The following is a 24228-nucleotide window of genomic DNA, read 5'->3' on the forward strand; positions in this document are numbered from 1 at the left end:
ACGGTCGTCATGGCGACGATCCAGGAAGCGATGGCTGCCGCGGTGGCGCATCATCAGTCCGGCCGGCTCGGCGAAGCGGCGGCGCTCTATCACGCTGTCCTGGACGCCCTGCCCGGCCATGCCGACGCCGCCCACCTGCTGGGCGTCGTCCATCTGCAATCCGGCCAGCCCGACCGCGCCGTCACCCTGATCCGCGGCGCCATCCAGCACAATCACCGGGTCGCCGACTATCACGACAATCTCGGCAGTGCGCTGAAATCGCTGGGACGGCTGGAGGAAGCGGTGGCCGCCCACCGGCAGGCGGTCCGCCTGCGGCCGGAGTTCGCCCAGGCGCTCTACAATCTCGGCAACGCGCTGGAGGCTCAGGGCCGGCTGGAGGAGGCGGCGACCGCCTTCCGGCAGGCGGCGGCGCGCCGTCCAGGCTATGCCCGCGCCCGCTTCAACCTGGGCAATGTGCTGGCCGCACTAGGCCGGCGGGCGGACGCCGACGATGCCTACCGTGCCGCGCTCGCCGACGAACCGACCTTCGTCGAGGCGCATGCCAACCGCGGCGCCCTGCTGCTGGCGCTGGAGCGCCCGCGGGAGGCGGCGGCTGAACTGGTCCGCGCCCTGGCGCTGCGCCCCGATCACGCTCCTGCTTTGTCCAACCTCGCCGCGGCCCGGCTGGCGCTGGGCGACCGCGACGGCGCCGAGCTTGCGGCCCGCCATGCCGTGGCCGCCCGGCCGGATCTGGCCGACTGCCTGCTTCGGCTGGGCGAGGTGCGCCATCGCGCCGACCGGCTGGGCGCCGCCGCCGCCGCCTACCGGACGGCGCTGGCCTGGGAACCGGCGCTGGCCCAGGCGCTGGCCAACCTCGCCCTTGTCCGCCAGGGCCAGGGGCTGCTCGACGCGGCGGAGGCCGGGAACCGGCGGGCGCTGGTGCTCGATCCGACGTTGGCCGATGTGCGCTCCAACCTCGCCTATCTGCTGCTGTTCCGGCCGGGGGTGACGGCGGCGGCGGTGCTGGAGGCGCATCGCGACTGGGACCGGGTCCATGGTGCCCCCCACCGCGGGCGCTGGGTGAAGCCGGGCAAGGCCGGCGCGCGCCCCGGCACACGCAAGGGGCCGCTGACCGTCGCCATCCTGTCCGGCGACTTCCGCCGCCACCCCGCCGGCCTGTTCGCCCTCCGCACGGTGGAGGCGCTGCCCGGCCACGACATCCGCCTGCTGCTCTACGCCAACCAGAGCGAATCCGACGACGTGACCGACCGCTTCCGCCGGGCGGCGGCGCAGTGGACCCCGGTCGCCGGCCTGACGGATGCGGAGCTGGCGGCGCGGATTCGCCACGACCGGCCCGATGTGCTGATCGACCTCGCCGGCCACAATGCCCGCGGCCGTCCCGGCGTCTTCGCCCGCAAGCCGGCACCGGTGCAGGTGGCGTGGTCGGGCTATATGGCGACGACCGGGCTGGCGGCGATGGATGCGCTGGTCGCCGACCGCCACCATGTGCCCGACGGGATGGAGGCCTTCTATGCCGAGCGTGTGCTGCGCATGCCCGACGCCTTCATCGCCTACGACCCGCCCGGCAGCGACGACGAACTGCCGCTGACGCCGCCGCCCTGCCTGTCGGGCGGGCCGGTCACCTTCGGCAGCTTCAACATCCTGACCAAGCTGAACGACGGCGTGCTGGCGGCCTGGGCGGAAATCCTGCGCCGGGTGCCGGACTCGCGCCTGCTGATGAAGACCAAGGCGCTGTCCTGCCCCGACACCGCCGCGCTGTGGCGCGGCCGGCTGGCCGCCGCCGGCATCGATCCCGGCCGGGTGACGATGGTGGGTGCCACCGGCAGCCTGGATCATATGCGCCATTGCGCGTCGGTCGATGTGGCGCTCGACCCCTTCCCCTTCTCCGGCAGCACCACGACGCTGGAGACGCTGTGGATGGGGGTGCCGGTCGTCACCCTGCCGGGCGAGACTTTCTCCAGCCGCCATTCGCTGGCCTTCCTGTCGGTGGCCGGCGTGGAGGGCTGCATCGCCGCCGATCCGGCCGATTACGTCGAGCGCGCCGTCGCCTGGGCCGCGGACCGGCAGAGGCTGGCGGAGCTGCGCCGCACTTTGCGGACCCGCATGGCCGCCGGGCCGTTGTGCGACGGCGGGACGCTGGCTGCCGCCCTGGCAGCGGACCTGCGGGCCCTGGCCCTGCCGCATTGAGGGCTGTGGCGGAACCAACCCGAATGCACCGGCGTTGAACGTGGGTACCCCCTCAGGCCCACAGACGCGGGATTTCGGCGCATGCACAGCACCACACGGCTCGCCTTCATGCTTTCGGCGACGGTCGCCGTCCTGTCGCTCGCCGGATGCGGCGATCAGGCGTCGCTGCCGGTGTCGGCCGGCACCGGCCCTAACCCGACGCTGCCGGCGCCGAAATCCACGCTGATCCCGACGGTCAACATCGCCGACGCCATCGGCTGGCCGCAGGGCGCGCAGCCGGTCGCGGCCAAGGGGTTGAGCCTCACCGCCTTCGCCACCGGGCTGGACCATCCGCGCTGGATGCTGGCGCTGCCCAACGGCGACATATTGGTGGCGGAGACCAACGCCCCGCCGAAGCCGGAGGATGGCAAGGGCATCAAGGGCTGGGTGATGGGTCTGGTGATGGGCAAGGCCGGCGCCAAGACGCCGAGCGCCAACCGCATCACCCTGCTGCGCGACAGCGACGGCGACGGCAAGGCCGATGTCCGCGAGCCTTTCATCGAAGGGCTGAATTCGCCCTTCGGCATGGCGCTGGTCGGCGGCGACCTCTACATCGCCGACACCGACGCGGTGGTGAAGGTGCCCTACAAGCAGGGCGACACCCGGATCACCGCCAAGCCGGTGAAGGTCGTCGACCTGCCGGGCGGGCCGATCAACCACCATTGGACGAAGAACATCATCGCCAGCCGCGACGGCACCAAGCTCTATGCCACGGTCGGCTCCAACAGCAATGTCGGGGAGAACGGGATGGAGGCGGAGCAGGGCCGCGCCGCCATCTGGGAGATCGACCTGAAGACCGGGGCGCACCGCATCTTCGCGTCCGGCCTGCGCAACCCGAACGGCATGGATTGGGAGCCGACCTCCGGCCTCCTGTGGACCGCCGTCAACGAGCGCGACGAGATCGGCAGCGACCTCGTCCCCGACTGATATGACCTCGGTGAAGGACGGCGCCTTCTATGGCTGGCCCTACAGCTATTACGGCCAGCATGTCGACCAGCGGGTCGAGCCGCAGCGCCCCGACCTCGTCGCCAAGGCGATCCCGCCCGACTATGCGCTGGGGCCGCACACCGCCTCGCTCGGCCTGACCTTCTCCCGCCAGGGCGATCTGCCGCCGAACCTGCAGGAGGGCGTTTTCATCGGCCAGCACGGCTCGTGGAACCGCGACCCGGCCAGCGGCTACAAGGTGATCTTCGTGCCGTTCCGCAACGGCAAGCCGGCGGGCGAGCCGGTGGACGTGCTGACCGGCTTCCTCGACAAGGACGGCAAGGCGCAGGGCCGTCCGGTCGGCGTGATCCTGGACAGCAAGGGCGCCCTGCTGGTCGCCGACGATGTCGGCAACGCGATCTGGCGCGTCGGCGGCACCGCAACCGCACAGTCGGCGGAGCGTCCGGACCAGCCGGCGAAGTGAAGGCAGGGAGGGGAGGCGGCTATCCCCCTCCCCTTCCTCTCGCATCGGCGTGATACTGCGCCATGATCTATCTCGACCATCTGGCCTCGACGCCACTCGATCCGCAGGTGCTGGAGGCGATGCTGCCCTGGATGCGGATTGAGGCGGCCGGCAACCCGCACGCCGCCCATCCGGCCGGCTGGCGCGCCGCCGACGCCATCGAACAGGCACGGGGCGAAGTCGCCACGCTTGTCGGCGCCCAGCCGGGCGAGGTCGTCTTCACCTCCGGCGCCACCGAGGCCAATGCGCTGGCGGTGCTGGGCGGCGTGCCGGCGGGCGGCGGCTGCGTCGTCTCGGCGGTCGAGCATGCCAGCATCCTCGGCTGCCTGCCCGAACTGCGGCGGCGCGGCCATCCAGTGGCCGTTCTGCCGGTCGACGGCAGCGGCCGGGTCGATCCGGCCATCCTGGACAGCGCCCTGGCCGGCCTGCCGACCCCGTCGCTGGTGTCGGTGATGGCCGCCAACAACGAGGTCGGGACGGTCCAGCCCCTGGCGGAGCTGGCCGCGGTCGCCGCACGGCACGGCGCGACGATGCACAGCGACGCCGTGCAGGCGCTGGGCACGCGCACGCTCGACATGGCGGCGCTCGGGCTGCATGGGCTCAGCCTGTCGGGGCACAAGCTGTATGGGCCGATGGGCATCGGCGCGCTGATCGTCCGGCCGCCCCTCCGGCCGGTGCCGGCCTCGGCAGGCGGCGGACAGCAGCGCGGCCTGCGGGCGGGAACGCTGCCGACGCCGCTCTGCGTCGGGCTGGGTGCCGCCTGCCGGCTGGCTCGGACGCGGCGGGAGCAGGACGACAGCCGCATCGGCGCGCTGCGCGACCGGCTTTGGCAGCGCCTGCGGGACCGGCTGCCCGGCATCCGCCGCAACGGGGCGGCGGATGGGCTGGCCGGCTGCCTGAACGTCACCGTCCCCGGCATCGACGCCGCCGACCTGCTGCTGGATCTGCCGGAGCTTGCCGTCGCCACCGGGTCGGCCTGCCACAGCGGCGCTGGCGAGCCGTCGCATGTCCTGCTGGCGCTCGGCCTGTCTGCGGCGGACGCCCATGCCAGCCTGCGCTTCGGGCTGGGCCGTGGCACCACGATCGCGGAGGTGGACGAGGCGGCCGACCGGCTGGCAGCCGCGATAGGGTCCGCCATGCTGAATCCGGCGAAGCCGGGGGAATGAATCGCCGGGCCGGAGCGTCTCCTTCCCACTGGCTCCGCCGGCAAGGGCTGATCCGGCGGGCAATAACAACGGCAAAGGGAGAGAAACCATGATCGGTGCGAGCATCCGGACCGCGGCGGCGGCCGCCTTCCTGCTGGCGATCCCGGCGGTTGCGTCGGCGCAGCAGGCCGGCCCGTCCGCCATGACCTTCTTCGTCACCAGCACCGGCACCGGCAAGGGCGCCGATCTCGGCGGGCTGGCCGGCGCCGACGGGCATTGCCAGCAGCTGGCCCAGGCGGCGGGCGCCGGCAGCCGCACATGGCGGGCCTATCTCAGCACCCAGGCCGCCGACGGCCAGCCGGCGGTCAACGCGCGGGACCGCATCGGCAAGGGCCCCTGGCAGAACGCCAAGGGCGAAATGGTCGCCCGCTCGGTCGAAGAGCTGCACGGCACCAACGCCCTGACCAAGCAGACCGCGCTGAACGAGAAGGGCGAAACGATCAACGGCCGCGGCGACCAGCCCAACACGCACGACATCCTGACCGGGTCGCAGCCCGACGGCACCGCCTTCCCCGCCGGCCAGGACATGACCTGCGGCAACTGGACCAAGAGCGGCACCGAGGGCGCGGCCATGCTCGGCCACCATGACCGCATGGGCCTGGACGAGCAGCCGCCGGCGAAGTCCTGGAACTCCTCGCACGCCTCGCGCGGCGGCTGCAGCCAGGACGCGCTGAAGAGCACCGGCGGCGCCGGGCTGCTCTATTGCTTCGCGGCGAACTGAGCGGTTCGCCACCGGCTGCGGCGGGGGGATGGAGACGTCATTCCCCCGCCCCGTCCGTCGCGCTCAGAACACCAGACGCGCGCCGACCTTGACCACGGCACCCAGGGAGTCGGCCCCGGTGTCGATGTTGGTGTCGGCCATCATCTGCCACTGCGGCGTGATGCGATAGGCCAGATCGGCGAGGTAATGGCCGCTGGCGGCACCATTCTCCGGCAAGGTCCGCCGCGCCTGCAAGGACAAGGTCATGTCGCCGCGCCCATAGGCCAGCGCCGCGTTCAGGCTGCGCACCGACACGCCGTCGGACTCCTGCTGCTGGCGCAGGTCGCCGTCGAGCGTCACGCTCTGCCATGCGAACTGGGTGCCGACGATCCAGGACTGGCGCGGCAGGCGACGGCTGTCGCTGCGCACCCGCGCCCGGCTGGTCCCGGCGGAAAAGCGGGTGCTGATGCCGCCCATGAGGACGGTCTTGCGCACCGCCGCCTCCACCAGATGCATGGCCTCGCGCGGGTCGGGCATGTCGCCGGCACCGCGCGGCATCGGGGTGTAGCTGGCGCCCAGCTCGAAGCCGCGCAGCGGCGGGGTGTAATAGCTGAGCTTCGCCGTCCGGCTTCCGGCCCCGGTGGAGGCCGGAACGGCCGCCGCCCCGACCAGCCGGTTGCGGGCGCTGTCGGCCTGCCCGATCTCCAGCTCCCCCCACGAGACATCGACAGCCAAGAAATGGCGCTGATCTGAAAAACTACCCTTTTGGTATAGGATATCCGCAGATGCGCCGCTTGCCGATAAAATCGCCATTGCCGCCAGAATAGGCATGGAAATGTTTCGTTTCATTTGACAAGCCCTGTGCTGTTCGGCCGATGGTCGACTGTCCGTTTGGTAGGTACGGCTCTATGTATCCTTTCCGGTTTGAGGGATGTTCGTCTAAAATTCTGACAAAACTGTGACCCGCTCTTTGCATGCTGCGATGCAAAAAGTTCGAGTGACTCGCGTCATGCGGGAAGCGTCAGATCGGGACGGCTGCCCTGGCAAGCAGCAGTGGCTAGACCACCGCGCTCACCGTCACCCCTGCCGCCTCCAGCGCGCGGCGGACGGTCGCCGCCATGGCGACGGCGGTCGGCGTGTCGCCATGCACGCAGATGGTGTCGGCCACGATGGGCAGCCGGGTGCCGTGGCGGCTCTCCACCGCCCCGTCCAGCACCATCCGCACCACACGGGCCGCCGCCAGTTCCGGGTCGTGGATCACCGATCCGGCCACCGTGCGCGGCGTCAGGGTGCCGTCATCCTCATAGGTGCGGTCGGCGAAGGCCTCGCGCGCCACGCGCAGGCCCAGATCCTGGCCGGCACGCTCCATGGCACTCAGCGGCGGGACGACGAACAGCAGGGCGGGATCCACCGCCTTGACGGCGCGGGCGATGGCGCCGGCCAGATCCGGCTCCACCGCCGCCATGTTGTAGAGGGCGCCGTGCGGCTTCACATGGGTCACCTGCCGGCCCGACAGCGCGGCACAGGCCTGGAGCGCGCCGACCTGATAGGCGACCAGCCGTTCGACCTCCGTCGCCGTGATGCCGCGCATGACGCGGCGGCCGAAGCCGGAGCGGTCTTCGAAACCGGGATGGGCGCCGATGCGGACCCCCTTCTCCCCCGCCAGCCGGGCGGTGTCGGCCATGATGGTGGGATCGCCGGCATGGAAGCCGCAGGCGATGTTGGCGGAGGTGACGATGTCCAGCATCGCCCGGTCGTCGCCCATGGTCCAGGCGCCGTACCCTTCCCCCATGTCGCAGTTCAGATCGATGCTCGGCATGGCGTTTCTCGCTCGTTCAATCGTCGGAAGACCCCGGCGTTCTCACGCCGCATCCGACTGTCGCAGGGAATGGATGAAGCCGGCAACCTCGCTGCGCATCGCCCCCATCTGGTCGGTCAGCATGCCGGCGGCAGTGTCGAGTTGCGCAGAGGCGTCGCCGGTCTGTCCGGCCACCTCGGAGGTGGCATTCACGTCGCCCAGCAGGGCGCGCACGCCCTGGGCGGCTTCGCTGACGCCGCGGCCGATCTCCGCCGTCGCGGCGTTCTGCTCCTCGACCGCCGCGGCGATGGAGGCGCTGATCTGGCTGAGGCTCTCCACCACGCGGGCGATCTCGACGATCTCGGCGGCGGCGGAGCCGGTGGAGCCCTGGATGGCGCGGATCTGCGTCTCGATGTCCTCGGTCGCCTTGGCGGTCTGGGTCGCCAGCGCCTTCACCTCGCCGGCTACCACGGCGAAGCCCTTGCCGGCCTCTCCGGCGCGTGCCGCCTCGATGGTGGCGTTCAAGGCCAGCAGATTGGTCTGCTTGGCGATGGCGTGGATCAGCGTCACCACCGCCGACACCCGGTCCGACGCCTGGACCAGCCCGGCCACCTGATCGGTGGCGCGGCCGGCGCGGCGCGACGCCTCGTCGGCGATGGATTGCGAATGCTGGGCCTGGGCCGAGATCTCGCGGATGGAGGCGACAAGCTCGTCCACCGCCGCGGCCATGCCGTCGACCGAGGCATTCACCGCCGCGGCGTTGCCGGCGGCCTGCCGGCTGACCTGCCCGTTGTGGTCCGCCACCCCGGCAAGGCTGCGGGTGGCGAGCCCCATGCCGTCGGTCGTGCGCATCACCTCGCCCAGCCTGCTGCCGACGCGCCGCTCGAAATCGTCGGCGACCGCGGCGATGGCGGCATGCCGCTCCGCCTCGGCCTGCCGGCGCAGTTCAACCTGTTCGGTCTCAAGCCTCTGCTTGGCGGCGCCCTGCTCCTTGAAGACCTGGACGGCTGCGGCCATGCGGCCGATCTCGTCGCGGCGGTCGAGCGACGGCACATCGACCGCGCCCTCGCCGGCGGCCAGCCGGGTCATCACCCCGGTCAGGCGGACGATGGGCCGGGTGGCGCCGCGCACCATCAGGAAGAGCACGCCGCACAGCGCGACCAGCGCCGCCAGCCCGCCGCCGGCCAGCAGCCACGCCCGCTCCGCCGCCTGACGTTCGGCCCGGCGGGGCGACAGGTGGATTTCCACGGTGCCGAGCTTGTCCATCCGGCTGCCGGCCTTGCGCAGAATGTCGGCATTGCGGACCAGCACCGACGGGTCGCCGTCCGACACGGTGCCGCTCTTGGCGAAGACCTGTCCCTTGGGATCGAGCACCCGGCTGCCGAGATAGTCGGGATCGTTGGTGAGTGCCGCCAGCTGTGCCGCGGCGGATTCGGCATCGACGTTCCACAGCGGCTCCGCCAGCCCGCCGGCGATGACGCGGACGGTGACCGCCGCCTTGTCCTGCAGTGCGCTGCGGGCATCCTCGCGGTTGACGGTGACGACGGCGGCTATGCCGGTCGCGCTGATGACCGTAACCATCAGGGCGATGGGAACGACGACACGCATGGCAAGGGTACGGCCCACACGCTGCAGCATCAGGTCCACTCCATCTGTGGGTTTTGGGGCGTTGGAAAGCGAAAGATCAGTCCCAGCCGGTGACAGCGCCGCCGATCAGGTTGAAGCCGAGCAGCCGGCCGCTGTCGTAGAGCGCGAAGCCGCCGGCCGATTGCAGGAGTGCCGGCAAGCCGTCCACCAACTCGCGATGGCGGGCCTGGATGCGCCCGGCCTCCGCCGCGTCGACGGCGGCGAAGCGCAGCCGCTCGCCGGGCCGCATCTGCGCCAGCGCCGCGACGTCCGGCCCGACGACGCAGGCGATCTTGGGATAGCCGCCGGTGGTCTGGCGGTCGGCCAGCAGCACGATGGGCCGCCCGGTGCCGGGAACCTGCACGGCGCCCAGCGGGATGCCGTCCGACGTGATGTTGAAGCCGCGGGCATGCTCGATGACGGGGCCGTCCAGCCGGCAGCCCATGCGGTCGGCCTCATGGCTGACGGTGTAATCCTCTTCAAGGAAGGCTTCGATACCGGCAGGGGTGAAATACTCCTGCTGCGGACCCAGCATGACGCGCAGCCGCCCTCCCCGCGCCGGCAGCAGGGAGGGGTCGAGGCAATGCTCGCCCCGGTCCGCCGCCTGGTCGAGGGCCAGCGGCAGCCGGTCGCCGGCCTTCAGCGCGCCACCTTCCAGACCACCCATACGGCTGCGTATGTGGGTGGCGACGCTGCCCAGCACCGGCTGGAGCGCGAAGCCGCCTTCCACCGCCCAATAGCCGCGCATGCCGCTGCGCAAGTGCCCGATGCGCAGGGTCTGGCCGTCGGTCAGACGCAGGCTGGTCCAGCCCGGCACCGGGTCGCCGTCCACCGTCAGCTCCGCATCGGCGGCGACGGCGATGCGCACCGGCCCGCCCTCGACCGTTACGCTGTCGCCGGCCAGGGTGAACTCCACCGCCCCCTCCCCCGGCCGATTGCCGAGCAGGGCGTTGGCAGCGGCATGCAGCAGCGGATCGGCCGCCCCGGCGACCGAGACGCCGTAGCGCTGATAGCCGACCCGGCCGCGGTCTTGGATGGTGGAGCTGGGACCGGCGGCCGCGACGCGCAGATGGGTGGTCATGCGGCAGCTCCCTGCATCAGGGCGATGGACGGCGTTACTGTTTCGCAGTCCGGCAGATAGCCGCTGATGCCGTCCAGCCGGTCATATTCGGCAGCACTGATCGCGGTGAAGCGGATGCGGTCGCCAGGGGCCAGCAGGAAGGGCGGTTCCCTCTTGAGATCGAATGTCCGGGCCGGGGTGCGGCCGAGCAGATGCCAGCCGCTGGGCATGGCGATGGGGGAGATCGCCGCCTGTGCCCCGCCCTGCATGACGCTGCCCGCCGGTGTGACCATGCGCGGGTTCTCGCGCCGGGGCTGGTGCAGCATCTCCGGCAACCCGCCGAGATAGGCGAAGCCGGGCGAGAAGCCCAGCATGTAGACCCGGTAGTCGGCGGTGCAGTGCAGCCGCACCACCTCCTCCGTGCCGAGGCCGCAGCGGCGGGCCACCTCGTCCAGATCCTCGCCATGGGCACCGCCGAAGCAGACCGGCACAATCCAGCGCAGCTGCGGTTCCGCCGCCGCCTGCGTCATCTCTGTCGCCAGCCCGAGCAGGGCTTGGCCCAGCGGTTCCGCCGCCGTCACCGCCGGATCGAACTGCACAAGGATCGAGCGGTATGTCGGTACCGTCTCAACGATGCCCGGCAGCCGGGCGTCGGCGATGCGGCGGTCGAGCCGGTGGACGGCGGCATTCGAATCCGGGGCGATGCCGTCGCCCAGTTCGACGATCAGGGCACTGTCCCCGGCCGCCCGCAGAACGGGGGCCGGGACCGGGGTGGTCACGCTCATGGCGGATTCTCGAAAGCTGGTCGAAGGGGAAGGCGACCGCCGGTCAGCGGGCGTTTTTCAGCGGGCGTACTTGTCCAAAATCTGCTGGTAGGCGCCGCTGGCCTTCATCGCCGCGACCCCGGCGTCGAATTCGTCGCGCAGCTTTGCGGTGTCGCGCGCCTTGGTGAAGGCGATGTAGCTGGGGATGTCCTGCACCGCCGGGGTCAGTTCCTTGACCTTGTCCAGGGCGCCGGCCTGCTTCAGGAAATACTGCGCGACATAGCGGTTGCTGGGCATCACCTCGAACCGGCCGGAGACCAGTTTCTTCACGTTGCTGTCGCTGTCGTTCGACTTCTCCACCGCCGGCAGCACGCCGGTCTTGATGGCGTCGTCGACGATGGAGCCGTAGCTGATCTGGTTGACCACGCCGAACTTGTGGTCGGCCAGCTTGGACAGGTCGCCGTCGAAGCTGACGGCGCTGTCCTTCGCCACGAACAGCGAGACCACCTGCGGCACCAGCACCTGGGTCGAGTAATTCAGGAACTGCTCGCGCTCCGGCGTCTTGTAGGCGGTGAAGACGGCGTCCGCCCCGCCGTCGCGCACGGTGTCGAGCGCGCGGGCCCAGGGCATGATCTCCACCGTCACGCTATGGCCGGCGGCCTTCATCGCCTCGGTCACGATGTCGTAGGCGATGCCGGCCGGCTTGCCGCCATCGTCATAGATCAGCGGCGGGAAGCTGAGCGCCACCATGCGCAGCTGGTCGGCCGAGGCCGGCGCCGCGGCGGCGGTCAGCAGGAGAACGGAGCCCAGAACGCTGGAAGAGAGCAGGCGGACGGAAAACGGGGTCTGCATCGGGCAAGCCTCCACCGTGTCCGCAAGGGGGCGGAATGCCCGCGCGGCGGCCGGTATCGCAGGGGATGAAGCGGGGGAGAGGAGCGGTCAGAGCACCGACAGGTGCGTGTTCAGCAGATCGGTGATCAGCATCGCGCCGGGGCTGTGGGTGATGGCGATGGGCGGGCGGGCGGTGCGGATCGCGACCTGTGGCGTCACCCCGCAGGCCCAGAAGACCGGCACCTCGCCGGGCTCGATGGGGACCGCCTCGCCATGTTCCGGGTGGGCGATGTCGCGGATGCCGATGGCGGCCGGGTCGCCGAAATGCACCGGCGCGCCATGCACCGACGGGAAGCGCGACGTGATCTGGATGGCGCGGATGGCGTCCTTCGGCACCATCGGCCGCATCGACACCACCATGTTGCCGCTGAAGCGGCCGGCCGGGGTGCAGGGGATGTTGGTCTCGTACATCGGCACATTGCGGTTCATCGCGATGTGGCGCACCGGCAGCCCGTCGGCCAGCAGGGCCTCCTCGAAGGAGAAGGAGCAGCCGATCAGGAAGGCGACGAAATCGTCCTGCCACAGGTCGCCGATGTCGGTCGGCTCGGCTGACAGCACGCCGTCGCGATAGACGCGGTAGCGCGGCACGTCGGTGCGGATGTCGATGTCATGGCCCAGCGTCGGCAGGCGCGGGTCGCCGACCTCCGACACCGCCAGCAGCGGACAGGGCCGCGGGTTCGCCTGGCAGAAGCGCAGGAAGTCGCCGGCCCAGTCGGCCGGCAGGATGGCGAGGTTGGCCTGGACATGGCCGGGGGCGAGGCCGGCGGTCTGGCCGCTGTTGGCGCCGCTGCGGATGCGCAGGCGTTCGGCGGCGGCGGTGAGCGGAGTGGTCGTCATGGGGATGGTCCGGAAAAGGAGTCGGGAGGATGGCGTTCGTCGATGGAAAGACTCTCACATGCCCAGATACGCCTGCCGCACCTCGTCGTTGCCGAGCAGGTCCTGGCCGCTGCCTTCCATCACGACGCGGCCGGTCTGGATGACATAGCCGCGGTCGGCGATCTCCAGCGCGCGGTGGACGTTCTGTTCGACCAGCAGCACGGTGATGCCACGCTGGCGGATCAGCTGGATGGTCTCGAAGATGCGGGTCACCAGCTTGGGCGCGACGCCCCAGGAGGGTTCGTCGAGCATCAGCAGGTCGGGCTGGCTCATCAGGCCGCGGCACATCGCCAGCATCTGCTGTTCGCCGCCCGACAGGGTGCCGGCCTGCTGGCGGCGGCGTTCGCCGAGCACGGTGAAGGTGTCGTAGGCGAATTGGAGCGTTTGCTCGCGTTTGGCCGCATCGCCGGTGGTGAAGCCGCCCAGCATCAGGTTCTGTTCCACCGTCAGGCGGGGGAACAGGCGGCGGCCTTCCGGCACCAGCACCAGCCCGCGCTTCACCCGCTCGTGGGCGGGAACGGACGAAATGTCCTGGCCCTTCAGCAGGATCGAGCCGCCGTCGAGCGCGTTCAGCCCGGCGACGGCACGGAGCGTGGTCGACTTGCCGTTGCCGTTGCCGCCGACGAGTGCCACGATCTCGCCCCGGTTCAGGGTCAGGCTGATGTCGCGGATGGCGGGGACGCGGCGGTAGCTGGACTGGATGTTGCGGACCTGCAGCATCGCCTCGCCTGCGGGTGCGACAGAGACGGCGACGGGGCGGACCGGTTGGGACAGCGTCGGTTGCAGCATCGTCTCATTCCCCCAGATAGGCGGCGATGACCGCCGGGTTCTCGGCGATCTCGGCCGGCGTGCCGTCGGCGATCTTGGCACCGTAATCGAGAACGAGCATCCGGTGGGCGATGGGCATGATGCCCTCCATCACATGTTCGACGATGATGCTGGCGATGCCGCGCTGGTGGATGCGGTGGACCAGGGCAGAGGCCTCGCGCACCTCGGTCGGGTTGAGACCGGCCATCACCTCGTCCAGCAGGATCAGCTTCGGTTCGGTGGCGAGCGCACGGGCGACCTCCAGCCGCTTCTGTTCCGACACCGTCAGGTCCGACGCCGGGGTGTCCGCCCGGTGCGACAGGCCGACGAAGGCCAGCTCGTCCTCCGCCCGCTCGCGCGCCTCGGACACCCGCTTGTTGCGCAGCATGGCGCCGACCATGACATTTTCCAGCGCCGTCATCGACTGGAAGACGCGGACGATCTGGAAGGTGCGGGCGATGCCGAGTGCTGCCGCCGATTCCGGTGTCGAGCCGGTGATGTCGTGGCCTTCGAAGGCGATGCGGCCGGTGGTCGGGGTGTGGAAGCCGGCGAGGCAGTTGAACAGGGTGGTCTTGCCGGCGCCGTTCGGACCGATCAGCCCGATGATCTCGCCATGATGGACGACGAAGCTGATGTCGCGGTTGGCGACCAGACCGTCGAAGGCCTTGCCCAGGCCGTCCACGGCAAGCAGGGGGGCGGTGTTCACGGGCGGATCTCCTTGGCGCTGGTTTCGACCTCGGCCGGCTTTGCTCCCGGCAGGTGGCGCCGCAGGTCGCCCAGAAGCCCCAGCACGCCGGACGGGCTGAACACGGCGACCAGGATGATCATGGCGGCGTAGATGATCATGTCGGTGCCGGAACCGGTGCTGCCGAACAGGGTGCGGCTGTATTCCTCGATGGTGATCAGGATGACCGCGCCCAGCACCGGGCCGGTCAGCCGGCCCACCCCGCCCAGGATGGCGATCAGCGCAATCTTGATCGAGATCGTCCCGGCGAACACCGAACCCGGATCGATGAACATCTCCTTCTGGGCGTAGAAGCTACCGCCCATCGCGGTCAGGAAGGCCGACACCGTCAGCGCGATCAGCTTGTAGCGGGTCAGGCTGACGCCCAGCGCGCGGGCCGCTTCCGGCTCGTCCTTGATGGCGCGGAAATAATAGCCGATGTGGCTGCGCTCGATGGCCCAGGACACCAGCACCGTCAGCACCAGCAGGCCGAGGATGACGTAGTAGTAGGGAAGCTTCGACAGGAAGATCAGCACGCCCCAGCCGCTCTGGTCCATCGGCAGGTAGAGGCCGACGGCCCCTTCGAGGGCGTCGCTGTTGGTGACCAGGATCTGCATGATCTCCGCCACCGCGATCGTCGCCATGGCGAAATAATGCCCCTTCAGCCGGAAGCAGGGCCAGCCCATGACGAGCGCGAAGGCCGCCGCCACCAGCCCGCCGGCGAGCGCGCCGATCCAGGGCGTCAGCCCCAGCGTCAGCAGCAGCATGGTCGAGGTGTAGGCGCCGATGCCGTAGAACACCGCATGGCCGAGCGAGACCTGTCCGGCATAGCCGCCGACGATGTTCCAGGCGACGCCCATCTGGGCGCCCATCAGGATCAGGATCAGGAAGTTCTGCTGCGACGGCTCGGTGACCGCCAGCGGCAGGACGGCGGCGAGCGCCAGCAGGGCGGCGGTGCCGGCCATCTTACGGGAAACATTGGTTCCGGTCGTCATCAGGCTTTCCCCAGCAGGCCGCGCGGACGCACCAGCAGTACGATCAGCAGCAGCGACAGCACGATGGCGGTCTTGTATTCCGGGCCGACCAGAAAGCCGCCCAGCACCTCGATCAGCCCGACGATGATGCCGGCCAGGAAGGCGCCGGTGACGCTGCCGAAGCCGCCCAGCACGACCACCACGAAGGCGATCAGGATGAAGTTCGACCCCACCTCCGGGAAGATCGGGAAGAAGGTGGCGATCAGCCCGCCGGCCAGACCGGCGCAGGCCGCGCCGATGCCCCAGGCGAGCGCGAACATCTTCTGGCCGTCGATGCCCATCAGGGTGGCCGCCTCACGGTCGATGGCGGTGGCCTCCAGCGCGGTGCCGAGCCGGGTGCGGTGCAGGAACATCCACAAGGCACCGGTGACGCCGACGGCCCCGAGCGCGGCGACGAACTGGGGCAGGCCGAACTGCACCGGACCGAAGGCGACGTTGCCGCTGACGAGGCTGTGCGGGATCAGCCGGTGGTCCGGCTTCCAGAAGAACTGCGCCAGACCGCGCAGCAGGATCATCAAGCCGAAGGTCGCGAAGATCTGCGACAGCATCGGCGCCTTCAGGATGCGGCGGATCACCGTCTGGTAGACGATGACGCCGACCGCGAACAGCAGCAGCGCCGTCAGGGGAAGCGCCACGATGGGGTCGATGGCGAAGAGGGCGAAGGCCCAGAAGCTGGCATACATGCCCAGCATCAGGAATTCGCCATGGGCGAAATTGACGATGTCCATCACGCCGAAGATCAGCGTCAGACCGACCGCGACCAGGGCGTAGATCAGCCCGATCAGGAGGCCCGAGACGAGCACTTGGAAGAGAATGTCTGCGGTCATTGCAGCACCCTTTTTGCGGTCAGGGTGGGCCGGAAGAGATTTGACAAGCGGCATATCCCCCTCTCCCCCGGGGAGAGGGCCGGGGTGAGGGGGACGCGCGGCGTGGCGATCCCGAAGGTCCCGCCATGCATCCCCCTCACCCTAACCCTCTCCCCGGGGGGAGAGGGGATTGCGGGCGCGCTGATCAAAGCCCCAATTGAAAGAATGCAACCTCAGCGGCCGTCCCAGGCGGGCATCGGGTAGACGACCGGCTTGGTCGCCACGTCGAACGGCCACACCGTCACATACTGGCCGCCCTGGACCTGGACGATGATGCCGGTGCCCAACTCGTTCTGGCCGCTGGCGTCGAACTTGACGCCCTTCCACGGCATGATCAGGCCGCTGGCCGGGATGTCGGTCTTCTGGAGCGCCTCGCGGATCGCGTCGGGCTTGGTCGAGCCGGCACGGTCCAGCGCGTCGGCCAGCACGGCGATGCCGGTGAAGGCGCGGGCCGAGTTGCCGTTGAAGTTCACGCCCGACCGCTTCTGCATCAGCTCGTTGACCTGTTTGATCAGCGGGTTGCGCTCGGCCTGATCGAGCGCCCAGACCTCGCGGCTGATGACGAACTCGCCATCCTTGCCCATGGTCTTCAGGAACTCGCTGTCGTTGAAGCCGGCATCGTTGGCCAGCAGCATCTTCGGCAGGAAGCCCAGCTCCTTGTAGGTCTTCATCGACAGGATGGCGTCGCCGAGATAGCTGGACTGCATGATGACCGCCGGGGCGGCGGCCTTGATGCGCTGCACCTCCGACGTCATCTGCGTCGTCTTCGCCGGATAGAGGATCTTCTCGGCGATGGTGAACTTCTGCTCCTCCGACAGCTTCACCTGAAGCTTGGTCGTCTCGTTGCCCCACAGCGTGTTCTCATTGAACAGCGCGACGCTGCGCAGCGTGTCGCCGGTCTTCTTCTCCATGTCGCCGAGGAAGGTGAAGAAGTTGCCGACGAACAGGTCGTCATGCGGCGTGGTGCGGAAGAACCATTTGAACTTGCGCTGGGTCAGCGAGGCCGAGGAGGATTCGCCGTTCAGGAAGGGCACGCCATAGCGTTCGGCGACCTGGCTGGCGGTGGCGGTGACGTTGGAGAAATAGGCGCCGGTCAGCGCCACGACCTTCTCGCTGGTGATCAGGCGCTCGGCCTCGGTGGCGCCGACCTGCGGGTTGCCCTGGTGGTCGCCGAAGATCAGCTTGATTTTCGCACCCTTCAGGTTCGGCAGGCCAATGCCGGCGACCAGACCCGGCGGGGCCGGGATTTCCTTGTTGACGATGGCCGCGGCCAGTTCGGCGGCGGCCTTCAGCTCGACGCCGGTGGAGGCGGCGGCACCGGTCAGCGGATAGATCACGCCGATGCGGATCTCGTCCTCGGCATGGGCCGGAGCGATGTCGAGGCCGATGCCGGTCAGCGCGGTCGTGGTCAGCAGGGCCGCCGCGGCAAGCAGGCGCTTGATCGTCTGGCGGCGGCTGGGGAGGCTGCCTTTGGGCAGGCGGGTGGGTTCGGTGATCGCTGGCGCGAACCGCATCGTGAAATCTCCTCTGTTCGGTGCCTTGGTGGCTTGCGGCGCCTGCCTTTGCGGCTGGTCGTTTGCGCCTTCTGAACAGGATGATGCCACGAACAGTCTTGGGTCCGTCCAATCGTAAGTTTTGATCTGGATTGATAAGCGGAGACGATCAATCGTCTGCTGATATGCGGGGCGCCTCGTTGCCGGTGGCCGCCTCGTATTCGGCAGCCACCGCGGCGGCCAGATCCGCGACCACCGACGCCATGTGGTTCTCCGCCGTGGCGGAATGGGCGGCGCAGAAGGTCATTCCGGGCAAGGGCGCCTGCGAGCGGATCAGGCGCAACCGGCCTTCCGCCAGTTCCCGCTGGACGATCACCGTCGGGATGACGCTGACGCCCACCGCGTCCACCGCCATGCGGACGACGCTGGCGAGCGAGCTGTTTCCGAACATCCGCACCTGCAATCCGACGGAGGAGAACATCTCGCGGATCACGCCATAGGGCTGGGTGGTGCGGGAAAATGTGATGATCGGCCAGGCCGCCAGATCGCGCAGCGACACCGGCTCCTCCGGCAGGGGCAGGGACGGGCTGACCACCCAGCCCAGCGGATAACTGCCGACCGGGACCGACCGGAACCGCACGTCGGTGTAGGAGGCCAGCATCACCGCCACGTCCAGCTCGTGCCGGGCGAGCGCATCGCGCATGCTGGGCGAGGTTTCGACCTCGATCTCCAGCGACACCGCAGGGTAGAGGGCGTTCAACCGTTCGATCAGCTGGCTGAGCCAGGTGTGGACCACCGTCTCCGCCACGCCCAGCCGGATGACGCCGCGGATGGCGCTGCGGTCGGCCACCGCGGTCAGCAGCTCCGATTTGAGCGCCATCATCTTCTCGGCATAGGTCAACAGCACCATCGCCTGCGGCGTCGGCGCCACCCGCCGGCCGACGCGGTCGAACAGGACGACGCCCAATTCGTCCTGCAGCTGGGCGATGCGGGCGGAGATGGCGGGCTGTGTGGTGTTCAGCCGCTCCGCCGCCCGGCGGAACCCGCCGAGCCGCATCGTCCAGATGAAGATCTCCAGCGACTTCAGGTCCAGCATGCCTCACCCATCCCCGTCCCGGATCATCGCACGCCGTACAATCGCCGCAGCCCTGTCAGTCCCGCTCGTCCAGCGCCGCCAGTTCAACCTCGATCACCGCCAGCCGTTCCCGCAGCCGGTCGCGTTCGGCCTCCAGCGCCTCGCGGCGGCTGACATGGTCGAGGGCGCGGTTCCGCAGGTCGCGCTTGAACCGGACAATCTCCGGCCGGGTCACGTCGGGCCGGATCAGGTTGCTCTGGTCGGCCAGCCGCAGCTGCTCGCCGGTCAGGGTGGCAAGCTGGTAGACGGTGGCGTAGCTGGGCGGCAGCTTCGCCCCCGGCAGCCGACCGCTGTCCACCGCCTCCGCCACCATGCGCAGCTGGTAGGCGACCTGATAGCCGAAGGGCAGCTCGTTCTCGACCATCGCCTGGAACTCGCCATGCGGCAGCCGCGCCCGCGCCTGGACCAGATAGCGGCCGATCAGCAGGAACTTCTCCTGCGCGCTGCGCCAGAGGGTGGAGATTTCCTGGACGAACTCCTCGCGCCGGACGAGGTCGACCGTCGCCTCCGACATGCGCTCGATCCGCTCGTCCACCGCGATGTGGCGACGGGCCTGGGCCTTGGAAACCTGCTTGAACCCGCTCATTGCGCCAGCTCCAGTTCATGGCGGACAAAGGCCCAGACACCGGCGACATGCTCGGCCCCCTTGCCCCCCTTCAGCTCCAGCAGGCCGAGACCGCGGCCGGCGGTGAACTGGATGTCCTCGTAGTCGGGAACCTCGACCGGGCAGATCCGGCCGTCGCCCAGCAGCTTGCGCTGCGCCTCGGTGAAGCCGCGGGTGCGCGGCTTGACGCGGTTCATCACGAAAGCCGCGTTCTTGCCATAGCGGCGGACGAAGCGCATCCAGGGCCGGACGGAGTCCAGATCGTCGTCGCTCTGGCCGGTCGGCACGACGATCAAGTCGGACGACAGGGCCAGCAGCTTGAATTCCTCCGGGTGGTCCTCGATCGACGGCGGCGTGTCGATGACCAGCAGGTCGAACCCCGCGATGCCGTCCAGGGCCGCCCGGATGTCGAGCGGCGTCATGCCCGCCTCAAAATGGGTGATGGACGCCATGCCGTCCGGCCGCTTGGCGAACCATTTGGTCAGACTGCGCTGCGGATCGAGGTCGAGCGTCGCCACCGCGCATCCGTCGAGCGCCGCCGCAACCGCGATGTTGCGGCTGAGCGTCGTCTTGCCGATCCCGCCCTTCGGACCATTGACCAGCAAGCGCTTCACCGGCACGTGTCCCGTGTCGTTGCTCATTCCCGTGCCCCTTATCGCCATCGGCTGATGGCCCCTTTTACCAAAGCCAGGCCGTGGCGCAAATCTAAGACATGTCTTAACTTCGCAGCATCCGGACAGGGTGTCGCCCCGGCCACAGGCGGAACACCTAAGACAGAAAACCGCACCATCATCGCATACGGCGCATGGCCGACGCCAGCACCGGACGCACCGCACCGGTCGCGCAGCCGGTCTCCCCGGCCCGTTCGCCCGCCATGGCAATGGCGCGCAGCCGGGCGGCAAGGGCATTTTCCTCGGCACAGGCCTCCTCGCACAAGGCGCGGATCTCGGCAATGCTCGGCCGCCATTTGCGGGTACGCCGCCACCGGCGTGCCGCCTGATCGATGGCCCAGGCCGGGAACTCGCCCAAATCGTCGGCCCAGTCCATCGCGAGCAATTGCTCCACCTCCGGGCTGGTCGCCTTTGCCGGAAAATGGCTCAGCAGAGCCAGCACCCGCCCCAGCAAATGGTTGGCCGATGCCGGAGCCAGGATGGTATCGGCGATCTCCGACAGAGCGTGGCGGGCCAGTGCGGCATGGCGCGGCGTCACCCCGTCCGGTGGCGTCCAGTCCTCAACGACATCGGCGAAGCCGTCTTCGGTGAAACGGCTGTGGCGTCCGACCTGTCCGCGGTCGAGAAGGCGCTGCAACGGTTCCGGCAAGGCTTCGCGGAGCATCCGGTTGCGCAGGGCCGGCGCCATCGCCGGGTCGAAGGGCAGCGGCAGGCCGGGCGGTGCGGCAGCCGCAGAGGAGGTGGTGGGGAACTGGTGCAGGTTGCTCATGCGATCCCCCAGGGGGTGGCGGGTGTGTTCGACCCTGTGTTCGGCGGCGTGTGGTTCAGGCGGGCGGCAACGCTGGCCCAGGCCGACAGGCGTTGTTCGGCGTTGGCGGCGGAATTCGGCCCGGAGGCGGCAGTGCGGGGCGTGGTCCGCGCTGTGCGCTCGTCCGGCCCGCGGCTGTTCGGTCCGCGGGCGCTTGCCGCGGGCTGTTGCGCCATACGGCCGGCGTCCTGCAGCAGCCAGGATCGCCACGCCGCGGCCGGATCCCGGTAGCGGTAGCCATGGGCCCGGCATTGCAGGACGAAGCGTTCGGCATGGCTGTCGATGTCGAGGTCGGGAAAGCGCTCTGCCGCCCATTGCCGGTCGGCCGGGGGAGGCGCCCAATCGGGGACAACCGGCTTGGCGGCGACCGGTTCGGCGGCATCGGCAGGGATGCACGACGTGCCCTTGTCCGCACGCCGGTGGAGCGTGTCAGGAATCTGTTCTGGTTCAGGCTGTTCCTGACTCGTGGCTGAACAGGGGGAGTCCGTGGACGAGTCAGCGGGGATGTCCACCCCTGCACCGTCCTGCGCCCCGCCCGACGCGATCAGCGCCAGCCGGTAGCGGCAGCTGAGACGCCCGCCATTGGCCGAGCGGCGGTGTTCGATGCCGACCAGCCCGAGCGCCTCCAGCCGGCCCAGGATCCGGTTGACGGTCGGCCGGCTGCGTTTCAGCTTGTCGGCCAGCGTCGCCTGCGACGGCCAGCACACCCCCGCCTCGTCGGCGTAGGTGCTGAGCGCCGCCAGCACGGCGAGGCCATCGGCGTCGAGGTCGGGGTGGTCGAGCCACCAGGCCGGGATCCGGCCCCAGCGATTCTGTCCGGTGTGCGTTTGCCGGGTGGGGTTTTGCCCGCCGGGGTGCAGGCTTGCGGTCCTGTTTGTCATCTGTGGCGATACTCCTCCGCGCCCCTGGACGCGAGATTGGCGCAAGATTGGCCGCATGATCGGCCGTCGCGATTGGTGCGGAGGATTCGGAGCGGTCGGCGGAAGAGTCGAATCGCGGGCTCGCACTCCATGAAGCCGCAGCCCGCGGATGGTCAGCGACAGCCCGCGACCGTAAAGCCCCTGCCCGCGACCATGGAGCATCGGCCCGCGATTGGCCGGCGATGCCGCGCCGAATCGGGATCCTGGCGCCTTTGGCCGCGGATGTGGAGCGATTGCCCGCGATTGCCGGCGGCCCGCAGCCCGCGAACCTGGAGCAACAGCCCGCGATTGGCCGGCGATGCCGTGGCGATGGTGTGAATCGCGGGCAATCCGGTGCCGAAGCGATCCGCATCCGCCCCCTATGGAGCGGCAGCCCGCGGTTCGCCTCGCCGCGATTCCCGGCCGGCGGGGCCGATTCTCCCCGATTCTTCAAGGGCTCGCGGAGTTCGGCCCCGGCGATGCCGCGTCCGGGCGGCAATCGCGGGCTATCGCTCCATGACCGCGGGCCGTTGCTCCATCATCGCGGGGTGCCACACCATATCCGCGGGCTGTCGCTCCATCCCGGATGCGGTAAACTCACTGCGTTCTGTTGCACCGGCGGGTCCGCCGCGCCATGGTTACTCCCGACATCCGGAGACGTTCATGACCAAGATGGCCCCGACCAGCGCCGCACAGCTCATCCTGTTCGAGCTGGAAGACCGTTCGCAATCGCACCTGATCGCGCTCTACGATCTGGCGCCGCGCTTCGTCTTCGTCTCCCGCGACAACGACAAGGAAAAGGCCGCCAAGGACAAGGGCGAGCTGGTCACCAAGGACAACTTCATCAAGTCGGTGCGGCGCGAGTTCGCCTTCCGCGGCCGCAATTACCGCCTGACCGTCCAGCCCGCCCGTATCGACCGGCTCAGCACCGCCAAGAAGGACGACCGCGCCCCCGGCGCCGGTCCGGATCTGGTCGAAGTGGAGATCTTCCCGTCGGAGCGCGAACAGGTGGTGGAGCAGGTCGTCCGCCGCCTCGCCATGGACCGCTCGCGCCTGTCTCTGACCGGCGAGAACCGCGACAAGGTGCAGATGCGCTTCAGCCTCTACGAGATCCAGCGGGAGCTGCGGGCGGTCAACCACACCCTGTCGATCCAGGACATCCGCGAATCCCTGACCATTCTGGCCCGTTCGCGCATCATCATCTCAACCGGCGGCAGCGCCGAGCCGGGCAAGAAGAGCCGCGGGCAGAACCTGCTGGAATCGACCGCCTTCCCGGTGCTGGCGATCCGCTCGCGCCCCGATCTGGTCGATGAGGACGGTGGGGTCGAGGAGACCTATCTGGAGTTCAACCCGCTGGTCTCCGCCGCCATCCGCGACCTGGAGTTCAAGCCGGTCTCCTACGCCTGGCTGATGAAGCTGAAGTCGCCGGTGTCGCGCTGGCTCTACAACCGCCTGTCCATCGAGTACGACACCGCCGACGACGAGGCGAAGCCGGTGTCGATCAGCGCCGACGAGATCATCAAGAACAGCGGCATGAACGAGTGGTCGCGCCGCCGCGACACCTTGCGCGTGGTGACCTCCGCGGTAGACGCCCTGGTGGACGAGGGCATCCTCGACATCGCCGACAAGGAATACACCAAGGTCGGCAAGCGCATCGACGCCATCGACTATGTGCTGACGCCGTCGCAGAAGTTCCTCGATCAGGTCCGCCGCGGCCGCCGGGTGCAGATCACCAACATCGACCTGCTCAAGCAGATCGTCGGCAACGCCATGCGGCCCGACGGCTTCGTGCCGTTGAAGGCCGGCGAGGTGGCGGAAATGCGCAACAAGCGCGCCAAGCGGCTGGCCGATCCGGCGAAGGCCGAACAGGCCAGCCTGCCGCTGCCGAAGAAATAGCCGCTCAGCGTGCCAGCAGGCGGCGCGCCACCAGCGTGATGGCGGTCCCCAGCAGGGCGCCGGCCAGCACGTCGGACGCCCAATGGCGGTGCTTGACCACCCGGCCGCTGGCCATCGCCGCAGCGGCGCCGTAGATCATCAGGCTTTGTGCCGGCGACCGGCTGACCGTGGCGAGCGCGGTCGCGGCGGCGAAGGCGCTTCCCGCATGGCCGGACGGTAGCGAGCGGGCGCTGATCTTCTTGCCCGGCCGCTGCCGCGGCTCGCATTCGTCGGGACGGCGGCGCTTGACGTAGCGCTTGATGGAGCGGCTGGCCGTCGCCGTCGCCACCAGCCCGAGGACGCCGACACTGCCGGCGCGGCGCAGATCCTCCTGTCCGGTCAGCAGTCCGACAAGTCCGGCGATGGCGAAGCTGGGGATCAGGACCGGCCGCTTTATGACGTAATGGCCCGCGCTTGCCAGCACCCGGCTCATCGGTCCCGGATCGCAGGTGACGATGTCGTGGACCTGGGCGTCGAGCGCATCGACCGCCGTCAGAGCCGGCTGAAGCACCGCCGGTGCGGGCCGCCCGCCATAGCCGATGCCGCCGCCCGGATTCTCGATGCCGCCCTGCTCAACATTCTGTTGGATGATGTCGCTCAACGCCGGTCCCCTGCATGCCGCGCCGCGAAAACCGGCGCAGCAGGGGAACGCGGCGGAT

Annotated in this window: 24 protein-coding genes; 6 read left to right on the top strand and 18 right to left on the bottom strand. The window is 69.5% G+C overall.

What is annotated here, in order from left to right; genetic code table 11:
- The first annotated feature begins 9 nt into the window (after positions 1-9).
- The 5 genes from ACWPN8_RS27645 (at position 10) to ACWPN8_RS27665 (ending at position 5599) form a co-directional block, all read left to right on the top strand.
- On the top strand, positions 10-2187 hold the full coding sequence (locus ACWPN8_RS27645) for an O-linked N-acetylglucosamine transferase, SPINDLY family protein (protein ID WP_492243082.1): 2178 nt from the start codon (positions 10-12) through the stop codon (positions 2185-2187).
- Between the two features lie 81 nt (positions 2188-2268).
- Positions 2269-3153, top strand: a complete 885-nt coding sequence (locus tag ACWPN8_RS27650) for a PQQ-dependent sugar dehydrogenase (protein ID WP_492243083.1) — start codon at positions 2269-2271, stop codon at positions 3151-3153.
- Position 3154: 1 nt separating this feature from the next.
- The gene (locus ACWPN8_RS27655) at positions 3155-3634 is read left to right on the top strand and encodes a PQQ-dependent sugar dehydrogenase (RefSeq protein ID WP_492243084.1); all 480 of its coding nucleotides are present in this window, start codon (positions 3155-3157) and stop codon (positions 3632-3634) included.
- A gap of 62 nt (positions 3635-3696) precedes the next feature.
- The gene (locus ACWPN8_RS27660) at positions 3697-4839 is read left to right on the top strand and encodes a cysteine desulfurase family protein (protein WP_492243085.1); all 1143 of its coding nucleotides are present in this window, start codon (positions 3697-3699) and stop codon (positions 4837-4839) included.
- An 88-nt stretch (positions 4840-4927) separates the two neighbouring features.
- Positions 4928-5599: a hypothetical protein gene (locus ACWPN8_RS27665; RefSeq protein WP_492243086.1), complete on the top strand. Its 672-nt coding sequence runs from the start codon at positions 4928-4930 to the stop codon at positions 5597-5599.
- Between the two features lie 63 nt (positions 5600-5662).
- Here ACWPN8_RS27665 and ACWPN8_RS27670 read toward each other — a convergent pair whose 3' ends face one another.
- The 17 genes from ACWPN8_RS27670 to ACWPN8_RS27750 form a co-directional block, all read right to left on the bottom strand.
- Positions 5663-6427, bottom strand: a complete 765-nt coding sequence (locus ACWPN8_RS27670) for a porin (protein WP_492243087.1) — start codon at positions 6425-6427, stop codon at positions 5663-5665.
- A gap of 208 nt (positions 6428-6635) precedes the next feature.
- A complete protein-coding gene (locus ACWPN8_RS27675; RefSeq protein ID WP_492243088.1) occupies positions 6636-7397 on the bottom strand; it encodes a LamB/YcsF family protein in 762 nt (253 codons plus the stop codon).
- Positions 7398-7439: 42 nt separating this feature from the next.
- Complete coding sequence (locus ACWPN8_RS27680; RefSeq protein ID WP_492243089.1) at positions 7440-9014, bottom strand: methyl-accepting chemotaxis protein; 1575 nt, start codon at positions 9012-9014, stop codon at positions 7440-7442.
- 46 nt (positions 9015-9060) lie between these two features.
- Entirely contained in the window at positions 9061-10083 is a 1023-nt protein-coding gene (locus ACWPN8_RS27685; RefSeq protein WP_492243090.1) for a 5-oxoprolinase subunit C family protein, read from the bottom strand.
- Entirely contained in the window at positions 10080-10847 is a 768-nt protein-coding gene (gene pxpB, locus ACWPN8_RS27690; protein ID WP_492243091.1) for a 5-oxoprolinase subunit PxpB, read from the bottom strand. The genes ACWPN8_RS27685 and pxpB overlap by 4 nt, the downstream gene beginning before the upstream one ends.
- A gap of 57 nt (positions 10848-10904) precedes the next feature.
- On the bottom strand, positions 10905-11678 hold the full coding sequence (locus ACWPN8_RS27695; protein ID WP_492243092.1) for a substrate-binding periplasmic protein: 774 nt from the start codon (positions 11676-11678) through the stop codon (positions 10905-10907).
- 87 nt (positions 11679-11765) lie between these two features.
- The gene (locus ACWPN8_RS27700) at positions 11766-12554 is read right to left on the bottom strand and encodes a putative hydro-lyase (protein ID WP_109095717.1); all 789 of its coding nucleotides are present in this window, start codon (positions 12552-12554) and stop codon (positions 11766-11768) included.
- 54 nt (positions 12555-12608) lie between these two features.
- Positions 12609-13382 (bottom strand): ABC transporter ATP-binding protein, encoded by a 774-nt coding sequence (locus tag ACWPN8_RS27705; protein WP_492243093.1) that lies wholly within the window; start codon positions 13380-13382, stop codon positions 12609-12611.
- Positions 13383-13386: 4 nt separating this feature from the next.
- Complete coding sequence (locus tag ACWPN8_RS27710) at positions 13387-14106, bottom strand: ABC transporter ATP-binding protein (RefSeq protein WP_247872749.1); 720 nt, start codon at positions 14104-14106, stop codon at positions 13387-13389.
- The gene (locus tag ACWPN8_RS27715) at positions 14103-15119 is read right to left on the bottom strand and encodes a branched-chain amino acid ABC transporter permease (RefSeq protein ID WP_492243094.1); all 1017 of its coding nucleotides are present in this window, start codon (positions 15117-15119) and stop codon (positions 14103-14105) included. Before ACWPN8_RS27715 ends, ACWPN8_RS27710 begins: the two co-directional genes overlap by 4 nt.
- Positions 15119-15985: a branched-chain amino acid ABC transporter permease gene (locus ACWPN8_RS27720; protein ID WP_109049546.1), complete on the bottom strand. Its 867-nt coding sequence runs from the start codon at positions 15983-15985 to the stop codon at positions 15119-15121. The genes ACWPN8_RS27715 and ACWPN8_RS27720 overlap by 1 nt, the downstream gene beginning before the upstream one ends.
- A gap of 212 nt (positions 15986-16197) precedes the next feature.
- The gene (locus ACWPN8_RS27725; RefSeq protein WP_109095720.1) at positions 16198-17538 is read right to left on the bottom strand and encodes an ABC transporter substrate-binding protein; all 1341 of its coding nucleotides are present in this window, start codon (positions 17536-17538) and stop codon (positions 16198-16200) included.
- A 148-nt stretch (positions 17539-17686) separates the two neighbouring features.
- Positions 17687-18613 carry a LysR family transcriptional regulator gene (locus ACWPN8_RS27730; RefSeq protein ID WP_109095721.1) on the bottom strand — a complete coding sequence of 309 codons (927 nt, stop codon included), beginning with the start codon at positions 18611-18613 and terminating at the stop codon, positions 17687-17689.
- A gap of 55 nt (positions 18614-18668) precedes the next feature.
- On the bottom strand, positions 18669-19238 hold the full coding sequence (locus ACWPN8_RS27735) for a hypothetical protein (protein WP_109095722.1): 570 nt from the start codon (positions 19236-19238) through the stop codon (positions 18669-18671).
- Positions 19235-19897, bottom strand: a complete 663-nt coding sequence (locus ACWPN8_RS27740) for a ParA family protein (RefSeq protein WP_098738091.1) — start codon at positions 19895-19897, stop codon at positions 19235-19237. The genes ACWPN8_RS27735 and ACWPN8_RS27740 overlap by 4 nt, the downstream gene beginning before the upstream one ends.
- Before the next feature lie 148 nt (positions 19898-20045).
- Positions 20046-20696: a hypothetical protein gene (locus ACWPN8_RS27745; RefSeq protein ID WP_492243095.1), complete on the bottom strand. Its 651-nt coding sequence runs from the start codon at positions 20694-20696 to the stop codon at positions 20046-20048.
- Entirely contained in the window at positions 20693-21616 is a 924-nt protein-coding gene (locus ACWPN8_RS27750; RefSeq protein WP_492243096.1) for a helix-turn-helix domain-containing protein, read from the bottom strand. Before ACWPN8_RS27750 ends, ACWPN8_RS27745 begins: the two co-directional genes overlap by 4 nt.
- 681 nt (positions 21617-22297) lie before the next feature.
- Between ACWPN8_RS27750 and ACWPN8_RS27755 the strand changes: the two genes are divergently transcribed.
- Entirely contained in the window at positions 22298-23530 is a 1233-nt protein-coding gene (locus ACWPN8_RS27755; RefSeq protein ID WP_109095725.1) for a plasmid replication protein, read from the top strand.
- A 4-nt stretch (positions 23531-23534) separates the two neighbouring features.
- Here ACWPN8_RS27755 and ACWPN8_RS27760 read toward each other — a convergent pair whose 3' ends face one another.
- Positions 23535-24170 (bottom strand): phosphatase PAP2 family protein, encoded by a 636-nt coding sequence (locus tag ACWPN8_RS27760; RefSeq protein ID WP_492243097.1) that lies wholly within the window; start codon positions 24168-24170, stop codon positions 23535-23537.
- Positions 24171-24228 lie beyond the last annotated feature (58 nt).

The sequence above is a fragment of the Azospirillum sp. UENF 112521 genome (assembly GCF_058780665.1).

Bases quoted from the DNA above. Each gene is read 5' to 3' on its own strand.
- ACWPN8_RS27645 (WP_492243082.1), top strand. From the start codon at position 10: ATGGCGACGATCCAGGAAGCGATGGCTGCCGCGGTGGCGCATCATCAG.
- ACWPN8_RS27650 (WP_492243083.1), top strand. From the start codon at position 2,269: ATGCACAGCACCACACGGCTCGCCTTCATGCTTTCGGCGACGGTCGCC.
- ACWPN8_RS27655 (WP_492243084.1), top strand. From the start codon at position 3,155: ATGACCTCGGTGAAGGACGGCGCCTTCTATGGCTGGCCCTACAGCTAT.
- ACWPN8_RS27660 (WP_492243085.1), top strand. From the start codon at position 3,697: ATGATCTATCTCGACCATCTGGCCTCGACGCCACTCGATCCGCAGGTG.
- ACWPN8_RS27665 (WP_492243086.1), top strand. From the start codon at position 4,928: ATGATCGGTGCGAGCATCCGGACCGCGGCGGCGGCCGCCTTCCTGCTG.
- ACWPN8_RS27670 (WP_492243087.1), bottom strand. From the start codon at position 6,427: ATGAAACGAAACATTTCCATGCCTATTCTGGCGGCAATGGCGATTTTA.
- ACWPN8_RS27675 (WP_492243088.1), bottom strand. From the start codon at position 7,397: ATGCCGAGCATCGATCTGAACTGCGACATGGGGGAAGGGTACGGCGCC.
- ACWPN8_RS27680 (WP_492243089.1), bottom strand. From the start codon at position 9,014: ATGCTGCAGCGTGTGGGCCGTACCCTTGCCATGCGTGTCGTCGTTCCC.
- ACWPN8_RS27685 (WP_492243090.1), bottom strand. From the start codon at position 10,083: ATGACCACCCATCTGCGCGTCGCGGCCGCCGGTCCCAGCTCCACCATC.
- pxpB (WP_492243091.1), bottom strand. From the start codon at position 10,847: ATGAGCGTGACCACCCCGGTCCCGGCCCCCGTTCTGCGGGCGGCCGGG.
- ACWPN8_RS27695 (WP_492243092.1), bottom strand. From the start codon at position 11,678: ATGCAGACCCCGTTTTCCGTCCGCCTGCTCTCTTCCAGCGTTCTGGGC.
- ACWPN8_RS27700 (WP_109095717.1), bottom strand. From the start codon at position 12,554: ATGACGACCACTCCGCTCACCGCCGCCGCCGAACGCCTGCGCATCCGC.
- ACWPN8_RS27705 (WP_492243093.1), bottom strand. From the start codon at position 13,382: ATGCTGCAACCGACGCTGTCCCAACCGGTCCGCCCCGTCGCCGTCTCT.
- ACWPN8_RS27715 (WP_492243094.1), bottom strand. From the start codon at position 15,119: ATGACGACCGGAACCAATGTTTCCCGTAAGATGGCCGGCACCGCCGCC.
- ACWPN8_RS27720 (WP_109049546.1), bottom strand. From the start codon at position 15,985: ATGACCGCAGACATTCTCTTCCAAGTGCTCGTCTCGGGCCTCCTGATC.
- ACWPN8_RS27725 (WP_109095720.1), bottom strand. From the start codon at position 17,538: ATGCGGTTCGCGCCAGCGATCACCGAACCCACCCGCCTGCCCAAAGGC.
- ACWPN8_RS27730 (WP_109095721.1), bottom strand. From the start codon at position 18,613: ATGCTGGACCTGAAGTCGCTGGAGATCTTCATCTGGACGATGCGGCTC.
- ACWPN8_RS27735 (WP_109095722.1), bottom strand. From the start codon at position 19,238: ATGAGCGGGTTCAAGCAGGTTTCCAAGGCCCAGGCCCGTCGCCACATC.
- ACWPN8_RS27740 (WP_098738091.1), bottom strand. From the start codon at position 19,897: ATGAGCAACGACACGGGACACGTGCCGGTGAAGCGCTTGCTGGTCAAT.
- ACWPN8_RS27745 (WP_492243095.1), bottom strand. From the start codon at position 20,696: ATGAGCAACCTGCACCAGTTCCCCACCACCTCCTCTGCGGCTGCCGCA.
- ACWPN8_RS27750 (WP_492243096.1), bottom strand. From the start codon at position 21,616: ATGACAAACAGGACCGCAAGCCTGCACCCCGGCGGGCAAAACCCCACC.
- ACWPN8_RS27755 (WP_109095725.1), top strand. From the start codon at position 22,298: ATGACCAAGATGGCCCCGACCAGCGCCGCACAGCTCATCCTGTTCGAG.